This is a genomic window from Aureibaculum algae (genome assembly GCF_006065315.1).
In the GTDB taxonomy this organism is placed as follows: domain Bacteria; phylum Bacteroidota; class Bacteroidia; order Flavobacteriales; family Flavobacteriaceae; genus Aureibaculum; species Aureibaculum algae.
Map to the genome: position 1 here is coordinate 1,093,771 of NZ_CP040749.1, position 15,804 is coordinate 1,109,574.

10 protein-coding genes are annotated in these 15,804 nt (G+C 33.7%); all 10 read left to right on the forward strand.

The window, feature by feature from the left end; genetic code table 11:
* The first annotated feature begins 172 nt into the window (after positions 1-172).
* The 10 genes from FF125_RS04230 (at position 173) to xylE (ending at position 15,600) form a co-directional block, all read left to right on the forward strand.
* Positions 173-3,577 (forward strand): T9SS type A sorting domain-containing protein, encoded by a 3,405-nt coding sequence (locus tag FF125_RS04230; protein WP_138948609.1) that lies wholly within the window; start codon positions 173-175, stop codon positions 3,575-3,577.
* A 160-nt stretch (positions 3,578-3,737) separates the two neighbouring features.
* Positions 3,738-4,427 (forward strand): NUDIX hydrolase, encoded by a 690-nt coding sequence (locus FF125_RS04235; RefSeq protein ID WP_138948610.1) that lies wholly within the window; start codon positions 3,738-3,740, stop codon positions 4,425-4,427.
* A 78-nt stretch (positions 4,428-4,505) separates the two neighbouring features.
* Positions 4,506-6,176 carry a ribulokinase gene (locus tag FF125_RS04240; protein ID WP_138948611.1) on the forward strand — a complete coding sequence of 557 codons (1,671 nt, stop codon included), beginning with the start codon at positions 4,506-4,508 and terminating at the stop codon, positions 6,174-6,176.
* Positions 6,177-6,180: 4 nt separating this feature from the next.
* Positions 6,181-6,882, forward strand: coding sequence for an L-ribulose-5-phosphate 4-epimerase (locus FF125_RS04245; RefSeq protein ID WP_138948612.1), 702 nt, complete (start codon positions 6,181-6,183; stop codon positions 6,880-6,882).
* A gap of 16 nt (positions 6,883-6,898) precedes the next feature.
* Positions 6,899-8,407 carry an L-arabinose isomerase gene (gene araA, locus FF125_RS04250; protein WP_138952400.1) on the forward strand — a complete coding sequence of 503 codons (1,509 nt, stop codon included), beginning with the start codon at positions 6,899-6,901 and terminating at the stop codon, positions 8,405-8,407.
* 33 nt (positions 8,408-8,440) lie between these two features.
* Positions 8,441-10,006: a solute:sodium symporter family transporter gene (locus tag FF125_RS04255; protein WP_138948613.1), complete on the forward strand. Its 1,566-nt coding sequence runs from the start codon at positions 8,441-8,443 to the stop codon at positions 10,004-10,006.
* 318 nt (positions 10,007-10,324) lie between these two features.
* Positions 10,325-11,326, forward strand: coding sequence for a GntR family transcriptional regulator (locus FF125_RS04260; protein WP_138948614.1), 1,002 nt, complete (start codon positions 10,325-10,327; stop codon positions 11,324-11,326).
* 4 nt (positions 11,327-11,330) lie between these two features.
* On the forward strand, positions 11,331-12,815 hold the full coding sequence (locus tag FF125_RS04265; RefSeq protein ID WP_138948615.1) for a xylulokinase: 1,485 nt from the start codon (positions 11,331-11,333) through the stop codon (positions 12,813-12,815).
* Between the two features lie 30 nt (positions 12,816-12,845).
* The gene (xylA, locus tag FF125_RS04270; RefSeq protein WP_138948616.1) at positions 12,846-14,162 is read left to right on the forward strand and encodes a xylose isomerase; all 1,317 of its coding nucleotides are present in this window, start codon (positions 12,846-12,848) and stop codon (positions 14,160-14,162) included.
* Between the two features lie 10 nt (positions 14,163-14,172).
* Complete coding sequence (gene xylE, locus FF125_RS04275) at positions 14,173-15,600, forward strand: D-xylose transporter XylE (RefSeq protein ID WP_138948617.1); 1,428 nt, start codon at positions 14,173-14,175, stop codon at positions 15,598-15,600.
* Positions 15,601-15,804: the final 204 nt, after the last annotated feature.

Here is a 15,804-nt window from a genome sequence, read left to right on the forward strand (position 1 = left end):
CAAATGATAGTTCTTAATAAACGACGTGCACATATCGTTTATTAAAATATTTCATATTTTTTAAATGTATAAAATACATTTATATAGTTTTTTTTATTATATTTATCAATTGAATGCTTAAAAGCGTACGCAAACTAACTTTTAAAACTAATACTCAATTAAAAATGTAATTATGAAAACAAAATTACTATTACTATTCTCTGTACTTTTTTTTGTGATGTCCGTGCAAGGGCAAAACACAATAACCATGGTTGATCCGCCTACCACAGTAGAGGCTAATACTAATGTTGACATTACCTTTAATTATACAACAGATGTATCTACCACATACGCGTATATACGATTTAAAAATGCTAATGGGAACTTAACAGAGGCTAGCCAAAAGGTAGATTTAGGTTCAGGGACTGTAACTGTAAGTCTTCCAATACCAGATGTAGCAATAGGTGACGGTTATAGTTATCAAGCTCAACTTTTTTCATCAACTGATTGGGGGAGTAGTATTGCTACTGAAGATATAACAGGTATCACTGTAAAAGGACCGTCAAACTCAATAAAAATGATTGATCCGCCAACTACAGTAATGGCGGGTACTAACGTTGATATTACCTTTGATTACCTAACCGATCAGGCTGAGGCACATGTTTTTATACGTTTAAAAGATGCAGCGGGTAACGTGTCGGAAATTTCCGATAAGGTAACAAACAATTCAGGAACGTTAACATTAAGTCTTCCAATACCTGTGGATGAATTAGGTACGGGTTATAGTTATCAAGCACAGCTTTTCAATACCGAATGGTCTGAATTGGCAAAGCACGATATAGAAGGAATAACTGTAGAAAAGCTTTCAGCAAATTTTATAACTATTGTGGATCCACCAACAACCGTTATCGTTGGTGAAATGGTTGATATTACCCTAAGTTATACAAAGGATATAGCGATTGCTTATGCGTTGATACGTTTTAAAAATGCTGCTGGTGACAACTTAGAGCAAAAATACGTTGAGGTAACTGATTATGCTGGAAGTGTGACCTTAAGTCTTGAAGCACCAGCAAATGTAGGTAACGATTATAGCTATCAAGCACAGCTTATTTCAGGAGATTTTGACGAAATTTTAGATGCAGAAGTTATAGAAGGTATAATTGTAAAAGTAGAAGGACCATCAAATTCAATAACTATGGTTGATCCACCAACTACTGTAACCGCAGGTACTAACGTTGATATTACCTTTAACTATACAACAGATTTGTCTACCACATATGCGTTTATACGATTTAGAGACGCTAATGGTAACTTAACAGATATTAATGATAAGGTAGATTTAGGCTCTGGGTCTAAAACATTAAGTCTTCAAATACCAGCGAGTGCTTTGGGTACTGGTTATAGTTATCAAGCTCAACTTTTTTCATCTACTGACTGGGGTACGAGTATATTCACTGAAAATATAGAAGGAATTACCGTAGAAACAGGTGTAACTGCACCTAATTCAATAACTATGGTGAATCCACCAACTACAGTAATCGCTGGTACTAACGTTGATATTACCTTTAACTATACGACAGATTTGTCCACAACATATGCGTTTATACGATTTAGAGATGCTAATGGCAACTTAACAGAGATTAATGATAAGGTAGATTTAGGCTCTGGCTCTAAAACATTCAGTCTTCCAATACCTGAGGATGAATTAGGTACTGGTTATAGCTATCAAGCTCAACTTTTTTCATCAACTGACTGGAGTTCGAGTATAGCCACTGAAAATATAGAAGGAATTACTGTAGAAACAGGTGTAACTGTACCTAATTCAATTACTATGGTTGATCCGCCAACTACCGTAACTGCTGGTGCTAACGTTGATATAACCTTTAACTACACCTTAAATATAGATGCTTCAGCGTTTATACGATTTAAAGATGCCAATAACTTGACGGAGATTAGCAAAGTCTTGAGTGCAGGCTCAGGGACTGAAACATTAAGTCTTAAAATACCAGCGGATGCTTTGGGTGGTGGCTATAGCTATCAGGCACAGTTATTTGATCATAATAACAATTATGCTCATTTAGCAACTGAAGATGTAACTGATATCACTGTAGAGGCTTATGTGCCAACGGGTGAAAATACCTTAGAAATTGTTGACACATCAACGGATCCTATAAATAATGGAACGTTGAGACGTGTTAACATAAAGTATAATTTATTGCAAACCAGTAAAATATTAGTTGAGGTTCGTGATAATGAAGTGGCTGCAGGAAGTAATAAAATTGGAGAAGTTTGGGTAGAACTTCCTCCGGGTAACGATACAATAGGGCTCGATTTAATAGTGGATAATGGTTGGCCTGGTGAAACAAATCGAATTCAAGCGGTACTCTTTGAAGGTGGTACTACTTGGGGCACAATTTCTATACCAGAGATTCCTTATATCTTAGTGGGTAAAGGTGATGGTACAATTACATATAGGGGACAGCCAAGTGCAGATGTTAACTCTCTTTTTTCACAAGATTTAGGTGATGGTTATTGGAGTAATTATTACATCGCTGATGGATGGAAAGGACCTATACAAATGAATTTTGGTCCTGTTGGTTCACCTTCATGGATAGAATATGAAAATCAAAATGTAATTGCTGAAGGTCATAAAGAATTTGATATAAAAATTCAAAAATTCTCATGGCATGATGCAAAGGATACCTCTGTAGATAGAGGGTATCCTAAAGCCTTAAAAGATATTGACTTTCCACTTAACACAGCTATGGAAGGGCAATGGAGCCCCGAAAGTGGAGGTAAAGGTCAACTTAATATGACGGCCTGGGTTACCGAAAATGGAGATATGAGTGGAAATAGAGTTGATATTATAGTTCATACATTTCATAATGGTGGAAAAACAAGAATTAAATATGATAATAATACGGAAGTCGACAATCATGTTTTTAATAATATAGGTGAGTTTACAGCGAATAATGGATTGACATATCAAATTTTAAGAACCTTGCCAGGTTATTTAGGAGAAGTAGCTTCCTATAATTTGGTTCCTGATGCCATAGTGCAAGCGGATCCTACTGCTGATTATACAACTGATATAATAACTGCTAATGTAGACATGAAAGATATTATTGATAACCTGATTGCGAAAGAAGCTGCCTATGCGGGTACAAAGGTGGCCATAAATGATACTTGGCAAATTAACGGATTAGAGTGGACAGTAGTAGCACAATCAGAAAATACAGATTCTGATGGTCAACTTATTCCAAGTGGCCATGGTAAATTTACCTTTAATAGCTATTTAATACCAGATTTAGTGAAGTCGTTAGGTACAGATGATTTTGATTTATCATTACAAAACTTAACCATTTATCCTAATCCATTTACAGATTCATTTACTTATGAATATGATTCAGACTTAAGTGAGGAGGTAACCGTTGAGTTATTTACAATTGATGGTAGAAAAGTTAAAATAGTTAAAAATAATGATAGATCTTATGGTAATAGTAGAACTATAAATACGGGGCACTTAAGTAACGGAATGTATATCGTTCGTATTACTTCTGGTGATGTACAAGAAACAAGAAAGTTATTAAAGATTTAAGATAAAAGTAGGAAAGATAAAGTCGCTTATTTTTAAATAAGCGACTTTTTTTGTTATTAAATGTCATTATAATAGACAATTAGATGTATTAATCACTTATTTTTGTAATATTAAAAACTCATACGGTTTATGAGTTTATATTTTAGTTGAAATTTTTTATATGTTAAATAATTATAGTAAAGAAGATAAAGTATTATTAGCGGTAGATTGTATAATTTTTGGATTTGATGGTCAAGACCTTAAAATTTTACTTATTAAAAGAGACTTTGAACCTGAAAAAGGCAAATGGTCTTTAATAGGTGGGTTTTTAAAGAAAGAAGAAAATTTAGATGAGTCAGCAACACGCATTCTAAATCACCTTACGGGCTTACATGATATTTATATGGAACAATTTTACGTATTTAGTAAAGTTGATAGAGATCCAGCCGAACGTACTATTTCTGTGGCGTATTATGCCTTAATAGACATTGCTACAAGCGAAAAAGAGCTAATTCAGTTAAATTCAGCAAAATGGTTCAGTTTAGAAGAAGCTCCAAAGCTTATTTTTGATCATAATAAAATGGTAAAGCATGCGGTAAGAAGATTAAAATATAGAACAAAAACCAAACCTATCGGATTTGAGCTTTTACCTGATAAATTCACCATGTTACAACTGCAAAATTTATATGAATCTGTTTTAAATAAAAAATTAGATAAGCGAAATTTCACAAACAAAATAAATGCCTTAGACATTCTTATTAAATTAGAAGAAAAAGATATGGAATCTTCAAAAAAAGGTTCTTTTCTCTATCAGTTTGATTTAGACAAATATAATGAGAAATTGAAAGAGGGTTTCGTTTTTAAAATTTAGTACGTATTGAAATTAAAAGTGTACGTCAGACACTTATAAAAATAAATCACTATATTTGTTTGATTAAATAATTAAGTAGTGAGAAATTATGTTATTGGTTTAGATTATGGGTCTGATTCTGTTCGTGCAGTATTAATTGAGACCGCAACAGGACAGGAAATAGCTTCCAAAGTCCATTTTTACCAGAGATGGAAGCAAAATAAGTATTGTAATGCTTCCATTAATCAATTTAGACAACATCCATTAGATCATATAGAAGGGTTAGAAGATGTTATAAAATCTGTGGTAACACAAAGTAAAGTTGAACCAGAATCAATAAAAGGTATTTGTATTGATACAACTGGTTCTTCTCCAATTCCAATTGATAAATGTGGTACACCCTTAGCTTTAACTAAAGGTTTTGAAGAGAATCCTAATGCGATGATGATCCTTTGGAAAGATCATACTGCAATTAATGAAGCTAACGAAATAAATGAATTAGCCGAAAATTGGGGAGGAGAAAACTATACAAAATATGAAGGTGGTATCTATTCCTCAGAATGGTTTTGGGCAAAAATTTTACATATCATCCGACAAGATGATGCGGTAAAAAATGCGGCATATTCATGGATGGAACATTGCGATTTACTCACCTATTTACTTATAGAAAATAAAGATTTAAAATCATTTAAACGCAGCCGTTGTGCAGCTGGGCATAAAGCCATGTGGCATGAGTCATGGGGTGGTTTACCATCAGAAGCATTTTTAGAACAACTAGATCCATATTTGTCTAGTCTACGCAATAGATTGTTTGATGAGACTTACACTTCTAATGAAGTTGCAGGAAAGCTAAGTGTTGAGTGGTCAAAAAAATTAGGACTAACAACAAATACGGTAATTGCAGTAGGTACATTTGATGCTCATGCAGGAGCACTTGGAGCAAAAATAGAAGAACATACCTTGGTAAGAGTTATGGGTACGTCAACCTGTGATATAATGGTTTCTTCAAAAAAACTTTTAGGTACCAAAACGGTAAAGGGTATTTGTGGACAAGTTGATGGTTCTGTAATTCCAGGAATGGAAGGTTTAGAAGCAGGTCAGTCTGCTTTTGGTGATTTATTAGCATGGTTTAAAGATATGTTGTCTTGGCCAATTGATAATCTCGTTTTAACTTCAGATGTTTTAGATGAAGCACAAAAAAGTGAATTAAAAGAAGAAATAGAAGCCAATTTTATAAAGAAATTAAGTGAACAAGCGGAAAATATTCCGCTGTCAGAAAGCATACCAACTGCTTTAGATTGGATAAACGGTAGAAGAACACCTGATGCCAATCAAGCGTTGAAAGCAGCAATGTCTAACTTATCTTTAGGTACTAAAGCCCCACATATTTTTAAAGCATTGGTAAATGCGATATGTTTTGGTTCTAAAAAAATAGTGGAACGTTTTGAAGAAGAAGGCGTTGCCATCAATAGTGTAATTGGTATCGGTGGTGTAGCAAGAAAATCTCCTTTTATTATGCAAACACTAGCCAATGTTTTAGATAAGCCGATTAAAGTGGCAGCTTCTGATCAAGCACCTGCATTGGGTGCAGCTATATATGCCGCTGTAGCGTCAGGAATTTACGCTAATGTAATTGAAGCGAGTAAAAAAATGGGAAGTAATTTTGAAGTAATCTATTATCCTGAAAAGGAAAAAGTACCTGTGTATAAAAATCAGATGCAATCCTATAACGAACTGAGTTCTTTTGTAGAAAATATCACTAAAAAATAAATAAATGAGTTCTATTTACAGTGCACTTAAGCAAGAATGTTATGAAGCAAACATGGAGTTAAACGCTCTGGGTTTAGTAATTTATACATTTGGAAATGTGAGTGCGGTTGATCGTAAAAAAGGTGTTTTTGCAATTAAGCCAAGTGGTGTTCCTTACGAAATCTTAACACCTGAAGATATTGTAATCCTCGATTATAATAATACCATAATTGAAGGGGAATTAAGACCTTCTTCTGACACCAAAACTCATGCCTATCTTTATAAAAATTGGAATGATATTGGAGGTATTGCACATACACATGCCATGTATTCCGTAGCCTGGGCTCAGGCTCAAAAAGATATTCCTATTTTTGGAACTACGCATGCTGATCATTTAACTTCAGATATTCCTTGTGCTCCACCAATGAGTGATGAACTCATTAAAGGGAATTATGAACATAATACCGGAATTCAAATAATTGATTGTTTTAAAGATAAAGGTCTCTCACATACCGAAGTTGAAATGATATTGATAGGGAATCATGGACCATTTACATGGGGTATTGATGCGGCTAAGGCGGTTTATAACAGTAAAGTGTTAGAAACAGTAGCTCAAATGGCAACCTTAACATTGCAGATAAATCCTAATGCACCAAAGCTGAAAGAATCATTAATTAAGAAGCATTACGAACGTAAGCATGGCAAAAACGCCTATTACGGACAGTAAAAATATAAAATATAGTATGATAGATAGTTCAAAAAAAGAAATTTGGTTTGTTACTGGGAGCCAACATTTGTACGGTGATGATACCTTAAATCAAGTAGCAGAAAATTCAAAGGAAATTGTAAAAGGTTTTAATGCTTCCTCGCATTTACCTATTAAAATAATTTATAAACCAACCGTAAAAACGCCTGACGAAATTACTAACGTATGTCAGGAAGCTAACATTTCAAAAAGTTGTATTGGTATTATTACTTGGATGCACACTTTTTCGCCGGCTAAAATGTGGATAAATGGTTTAACGATTTTAAATAAACCATTGTGTCATTTGCATACACAATTTAATGCCGAAATACCTTGGAAGTCGATAGATATGGATTTTATGAATCTAAACCAATCTGCACATGGTGACAGAGAATTTGGTTTTATGATGACTAGAATGCGTAAAAAACGAAAAGTTGTTGTAGGACATTGGCAAGATGAACGCGTTCAGTATAAAGTGGGTGTATGGTCGAGAGTTGTTTTAGGATGGGATGAATTACAACATTTAAAAGTAGCCAGAATTGGTGATAATATGCGTGAAGTTGCTGTTACTGAAGGTGATAAAGTTGCTGCTCAAATGCGATTTGGTTTTTCTGTAAATGGTTTTGATTCATCTGATGTAGTAAAGCATATTAATGAGGTTACTGATACTGATTTAAACAAATTATTAGCAATCTATGAAGAGAGTTATGACTTGACTCCATCGCTGAAAATAGGTGGTGCTCAAAGAGATTCACTAATTGAAGCTGCTAAAATAGAGTTAGGCTTTCGGGCTTTTTTAGAAGAAGGAGGGTTTAATGCATTTACAGATACTTTTGAAAATTTAGGCGAATTAAAACAATTACCAGGCCTTGCTGTGCAAAGATTAATGGCCGATGGTTATGGTTTTGGAGCAGAAGGTGATTGGAGAACAGCGGCAATGCTGCGAGCTATTAAAGTTATGAATGTAGGTTTAAAAGGTGGTGTTTCATTTATGGAAGATTATACCTATCATTTCACACCTCAAAAATCGTATGTTTTGGGCTCTCATATGTTAGAAATTTGTCCATCCATAGCTGAAGGGAAACCATCTTGTGAAGTACATCCATTGGGTATTGGAGGCAAAGAAGATCCAGCCAGACTCGTATTTAATTCAACTACTGGAGATGCTATAAATGTATCACTGGTTGATATGGGTACTAGATTTAGGCTCATTGTAAATGAAGTGGAAGCGATAAAACCTTTGGAGGATTTACCAAATTTACCAGTAGCTAGAGTATTGTGGGATGCAAAACCGAGTTTAGAAGTTGCAGCCACTGCGTGGATTTTAGCGGGTGGTGCTCATCATACCGTCTTTAGTCAATCGATAACTTCAGAGTATATGGAAGATTTTGCTGACATTGCAGGAATAGAGTTATTAGTTATTGATGAGAAAACTACCGTAAGAGATTTTAAAGATAAAATTAATGCAAACGAAGCATATTATCATATGTTTCAACATGGCTTATAATACGCATCAAACTAACACTTAACGAATTAAATTATGGGAATAATAACGTTTTTGGCTTTTACATTATTGGTTGCTGCTATCGCATGGTGGTCCACAAAAACAACAGATGAAAAGTCTTCTGACGGTTATTTTTTAGGAGGAAGAAGTTTAACAGGGCCCGTTATTGCTGGTTCTTTGTTACTGACAAACTTATCAACTGAACAAATTGTGGGTATGAATGGTGTTTCGTTTAGAGACGGATTACCTATTATGGCCTATGAAGTGGTTGCTGCAATTGCCATGGTTTTTACCGCATTTGTTTTATTACCTAAATATCTAAAAAGTGGTATTGCAACGATTCCACAATTTTTAGAAAAAAGATATGGTAAATCTACCAAAACTATTGTTTCTTTATTATTCTTATTAGGGTACGCAATATCTATGTTGCCAACAGTATTGTATTCTGGTGCTTTGGCCATTAATACGATGTTTGATATTCCTGAGGCATTAAATATGGGGCCAGAAGCTGCACTTTGGGTTACCGTTTGGTCCATAGGGATAATAGGAAGTATTTATGCAATTTTTGGAGGATTAAAAGCTGTTGCAGTATCTGATTCTATTAATGCTGTGGGGTTAATTGTTGGGGGCTCGTTAATACCCATTTTTGGACTTATGAAAATTGGCGATGGTAATGTTTTTACAGGTTTAAATAGATTAACAACGGCACTCCCTGAGAAATTTGATATTATTGGTGGTCCCGATTCCGATGTGCCATTTTGGACACTTTTTACAGGAATGATAATTGTTAACTTTTACTATTGGGGAACCAACCAAGCAATCATACAAAGAGCTCTTGGAGCTAAAAATTTAAAAGAAGGTCAGAAAGGGCTTTTACTCGCTGCATTTATTAAAATTCTGGGACCTTTTATTGTAGTTCTTCCCGGTATTATTGCATTCTATATTTTTAATGGTGATTTAGCAAATCCTGATGAAGCATACCCAATGGTTGTTAAGGCAGTGTTACCTGTTGCATTCATTGGTTTTTTTGCAGCAGTATTGTTTGGTGCCATTTTAAGTTCATTTAATAGTGCCTTAAATAGTTCGGTTACTTTATTTGGTCTTGATTTTTATAAGGAATATATTAATAAAGAGGCATCTGAATTACAAGTTGTACGTGCAGGTAAAATATTTGGTATTGTTTTAGCCTTATTTTCTATGGGGATAGCTCCATTACTTTACGGTGTTGAAGGTGGTATATTTACATACCTTCAGCAATTAAATGGTACGCATAGTGTACCTATTTTAGCTATTGTTATTGTGGGTATATTTTCAAAACGTGTTTCTGCAAAAGCTGCAAATATTGCTATTTTATTTAGTGCAATTACCTATTTAATAACATTGTATGTAATTAAACCAGATATTAGTTTCTTACACCTGATGGGTATCTTGTTTGTGTTAACCATTATAATAATGTTTGTTGTCAGTAAATTCGTTCCACGAGAAACAGATTATGTTCAAGTATATACGAAGCAAGTAGATATAACTAATTGGAAATATTTAAAACCAGTTGGCTATGCTGTAGTTGCTGCCGTTATTGGAATCTATATTTATTTATCCTAAAACCGAAGTATTTTAAGGATGTAAAAGTTGTTAAAATAGATCGTGTAAATTGCTGTAAATGCTTATTCAACACTTTTAATAGATATATTCTTGTGCTAAATTGAAATATTTTACTTCTACAAAGAGCTAAGAATAAAATAAGTGGTTACCTAGGCTTACTGAAGCTTTTGTTCGGTTCTGCCTATGTTTTCAATAGCATTCAATCATGTATTCTCTTAATTATGATATAAATTTTTATTTATTCAATAAAAAAGAGCTGTGATTTCTGTTAATTAGAAAATATTTATTATTTTTACATAACGGAACAGAACAGAACGCATGTTAAAAGAAAATTTTACATTTAAGTTACTTCAAAACAGTGATATTCCAAAATATAAGCAGTTGGTTAATGCTATTAAAGATGCCATTGCTAAAAATGATATTACCATTGGAGATTCACTTCCTTCGGTAAATGTAATGTGCAAGACCTATGAATTGTCAAGAGATACGGTTTTCAAATCCTATTCATTATTGAAAGAACAAGGAGTTGTAGATGCTGTTCCTAATAAAGGATATTATGTGGCTAGTGATACCAAAAGAGTGCTTTTGGTTTTAGATACTTTTAAGGCCTATAAAGAGGTTTTATATCATTCGTTTATAAATAATATGCCTAATAATATTATAACCGATGTTCAATTTCATCATTATAATATTGACAATTTTGAAACTATTATGAATAATAGTAAAGGTAAATATTACAAGTATGTAGTTATGCCTTTTGACCATAAGAAAGTAGCTTCGGTATTATCAGATATAGAGGAGCAAAATTTACTTTTAATCGACTGGAATATGCATTCTAGCCCCTCAAGTAATTACGTTTTTCAAGATTTTGGAGCTTCTTTTGAACAGGCACTTACAGGGGCTGTTACTTTGTTTAAAAAATACAGTGAGCTTCATTTTATTTATCCAAATTATACAAATCATAGTAAAGAGTCAATTACCTTTTTTAAGAGTTTTTGTGATAAATATGGATTTAAATACAAGGTAATTACCAACCCGAACGAGTTTATTATTGAAAAAAATATTGCATATATAAGTGTTAGTGATCGAATTTTAGGCAGTTTTTTAGAACAGTGTCGCGAAAGAGATTTTGAACCTGGCGTAGATGTTGGCTTTTTATCGTACAACGAAACGCCCATGAAAAAATTCATTTACAAAGGTATTTCTGTGGTTTCCACTGATTTTAAAAAGTTGGGTACAAAAGCAGCTGAATTTATCACAAAAGAGAAACCTATACAATGTTATATACCAACAAAATTAACCATTAGAGAATCATTATAAAATTATGTATTACATCGGATTTGATTTAGGAAGTTCATCTATCAAGGCTGCTCTTGTTGAAATTTCAACAGGAAAAAGTATTGGAGTTGTTCAAGAACCAGAAACAGAAATGACTATGCTAGCATTAAAGAATGGCTGGGCAGAGCAAAAACCGGAAGAATGGTGGCAATATATTTGCAAAGCCACGGAAAGGTTAAAAAAGACTTATAATATTTCAAGAACGCAAATTAAAGGTATTGGTATTGCTTACCAAATGCACGGTTTAGTTGTTGTAGATAAAGCGGGAAAACCCTTGCGAAAAAGCATTATTTGGTGTGATAGTAGAGCTGTTGAAATAGGTAATAAGGGATTTAAAGATATGGGAGAAGAAAAATGTACTTCTCATTTACTAAATTCTCCAGCTAACTTTACGGCTTCAAAATTAAAATGGGTGAAAGAAAATGAACCAGAAATTTATAAAAACATTTATAAATTTATGTTACCAGGAGATTTTATCGCCTTTAAGTTTTCAAACAAAATGACAACTACAATTTCTGGTCTATCAGAAGGTATATTTTGGGATTTTAAAAACGATACTGTAGCTAACTTTTTATTAGAAAATTATGGCATTGATAACGCTTTAGTGCCAGATATTGTACCAACGTTTGGAGAACAATGTATGGTAAGTGAAAAAGGTGAGTTAGAAAGTGGATTAGCAGCTGGAACACCGATTTTTTATAGAGCAGGAGACCAACCAAATAATGCATTAGCTTTAAATGTATTTAATCCTGGTGAAATTGCTGCAACTGGTGGAACATCTGGTGTTGTATATGCAGTTACCGAAAAATTATCAGGTAAAGAAAGTACGAGAGTAAACAATTTTGCACACGTAAATTATACAAAATCTAAACCTCGTATTGGTAAATTGTTGAATATTAACGGTGCTGGAATTCAATACAGATGGTTGCTCAACAACTTGGCCGTTAATTCTTATGAAGAAATGAATAATTTGGCATCAGAAATTCCTGTAGGGTCAGATGGCGTTTGTATGCTTCCTTTTGGAAACGGTGCAGAAAGAATGTTAAATAATTTGGAAATAGGAACCAGGTTAGTCAATGTAAACTTAAATAATCATCACAAGGGGCATGTTTGTAGAGCTGCTTTAGAAGGTATTGCATTCTCATTTGTTTACGGTATGGAAATTTTAACATCAGACGGAATAGATGTAAATGTAATTCGTGCTGGAAATGATAATTTATTTCGTTCAGAAATTTTTGCAAACACTGTTGCTACGTTAATACAACACGAAATAGAAATTTATAATACAACCGGTGCTATTGGAGCAGCACGTGCTTCTGGCTTGCATAAAGGAGATTTTGAAAGCTATGGAAAACTAATTATGGAAAACGATCATGTAATGACGTTTATGCCTTTTAAAGATAAAGAACCATACTTAAAAGCATACCAAAATTGGAAAAAAGAATTAGAACTAATATTAAGTACAAAATAAAATAATTTATAATCATAAAACACACAAAGAATGGCAACAAAAGAATATTACAAAGGAATAGGAAAAATAAAGTTTGAAGGAAAAGAATCAGACAATCCACTGGCGTTTAAGTATTATAACCCTGAACAAGTTGTGGCAGGAAAAACAATGCGAGAACATTTTAAATTTGCCATTGCTTATTGGCATAGCTTCTGTGGTCAAGGTGGAGATCCATTTGGACCTGGTACTCAAAGTTTCCCTTGGGATGTATCTTCAGATCCAATTCAAGCCGCAAAAGACAAAGCAGATGCCGCTTTTGAATTTATCTCAAAAATGGGCTTTGATTATTTCTGTTTTCACGATTATGACCTTATTCAAGAGGGGGCCACTTTTGCTGAATCTGAAAAGCGTTTGGCAACGATAACAGATTATATCAAAGAAAAGAAAAAAGAGAATAATGTTAAATTACTATGGGGTACAGCCAACTGTTTTTCCAACCCTAGATATATGAATGGAGCTAGTACTAATCCAGATTTTGATGTCGTTGCCAGAGCCGGTGGACAAATAAAATTAGCTTTAGATGCGACAATGAAATTAGATGGTGAGAACTATGTTTTCTGGGGTGGTAGAGAAGGCTATATGTCTTTGTTAAACACAGACATGGGCAGAGAATTAGATCATATGGGTCAGTTTTTAACAATGGCAAGAGATTATGCTCGTAGTCAAGGCTTTAAAGGAAATTTCTTTATTGAGCCTAAACCTATGGAGCCTATGAAACATCAATATGATTTTGATTCAGCAACCGCTATTGGTTTCTTAAAAGAATACGGATTAGATAAAGATTTTAAAATCAATATAGAAGTAAATCACGCCACTTTAGCTCAACATACTTTTCAACATGAAATTGAAGTTGCTGCAAAAGCAGGAATGTTAGGTAGCTTAGATGCCAATAGAGGTGATTATCAAAACGGATGGGATACAGATCAGTTTCCAAATAATATTCAAGAAACTACTGAAGCCATGCTTGTATTTTTAAAAGCCGGAGGTCTACAAGGAGGTGGTATTAATTTTGATGCAAAAATCAGAAGAAACTCTACCGATTTAGAAGATGTTTTCCATGCACATATTGGTGGAGCAGATACATTTGCTAGAGCATTATTAATTGCTGATAAGATTATGACTTCTTCACCTTACGAAAAGTTACGTAAAGAAAGATATAGTTCTTTCGATTCTGGTAAAGGAAAAGAATTTGAAAAAGGTAATTTAAGCCTACAAGATTTGTATAAAATAGCTCAAGAGAATGGTGAGTTAACCTTAAGAAGTGGTAAGCAAGAATTGTTCGAAAATATTATCAATCAATACATTTAACTGACAAACCATGCAAAAATCAACCAATTCAGCATATTTATTAAAATTAACATTAGTAGCAACCTTAGGAGGATTACTTTTTGGTTATGATACTGCTGTAATTTCAGGTACCGTAAGCTCATTAGATAGCTTTTTTGTTAAACCTTTTGGATTAAGTGAAGTAGCCGCAAATTCCCGGTTAGGGATGGTAGTTTCAAGTGCACTGATTGGTTGTATTATTGGTGGGCTTTTTGGAGGTGTAGTGAGTAAGAGTCTAGGGCGTAAAAAAGGATTGATTTTAGCGGGAATATTATTTTTATTTTCCGCTATAGGATCCTCCATGCCTGAGCTATTTATGAAACCTATTGGAGAAGGAGATCACAGCTTTATTTACATTTTTGTAGTCTATAGAATTATTGGAGGTATTGGTGTTGGTTTAGCATCTATGTTATCACCACTATATATTGCAGAAATAGCTCCAGCTAAAGTGAGAGGTAAATTAGTTTCAATGAATCAATTTGCGATCATTTTTGGTATGTTAATCGTTTATTTTGTAAACTATTATATAGCGAAACAAGGTGATGATAGTTGGTTAAATACAATTGGATGGCGTTGGATGTTTGCATCTGAAACTATTCCGGCAGGTTTGTTTTTATTGATGCTGTTTTTTGTACCTGATACACCAAGATCACTGGTGTTAAAGAATCAAGATGAAAAGGCCTTGGATGTTTTGACTAAAGTAAATGGAGTAGAAGAAGCTAAAAAAATATTAGGAGATATTAAAAATACAGTTGTAAGTCATTCGGGAAAATTATTCTCTTTTGGAACTGCTGTTATTGTTATCGGGATTTTATTATCCATATTTCAACAATTTGTAGGTATCAACGTGGTATTGTACTATGCTCCAGAAATATTTAAAACAATGGGTTCTGGAACCGATACAGCATTACTGCAAACAATTATAGTTGGAGCCGTAAACTTGGCGTTTACAGTACTGGCAATTATGACTGTAGACCGGTTTGGTAGAAAACCTTTAATGATTATAGGTGCATTGGGAATGGCAATCTCTATGTTTGCCCTAGGAGGAGCGTTCTTCGGAAAGTCCGTAGGTATCTTTGCTTTAATATGTATGTTAGTTTATGTGGCAAGTTTTGCGATGAGTTGGGGGCCAGTAACATGGGTTTTATTATCTGAAATATTTCCTAATAAAATTCGTGGACGTGCCATGGCAATAGCCGTAGCTACACAATGGATTTCTAATTACTTGGTTTCTTGGACTTTCCCAATGATGGATAAAAATAGTTATCTGTTAGAGAAATTCAATCATGGATTTGCCTATTGGATTTATGGAGGAATGGGACTATTAGCAATGTTCTTTGTTTGGAAATTTGTACCAGAAACCAAAGGAAAAACCTTAGAAGAAATGGAAGGTCTCTGGAAGAAAGATAAAGACAAATAGCATTTAAATCTGAAAATGAAGAATGTAAATCTATTTTTAAAAAATCTTCATTACGTATAGTATAAATTAAAAATAATAACTCCTCCGCATTTTCTTTTTAAAAGATTAGCGGAGGTTTTATTTTTTATGAGATTGTAATCATTTCAGTCAGAATACGTACAGAATATAATGTCATTCCGAAGTGTGTTGTTTGTTTAGGTGATT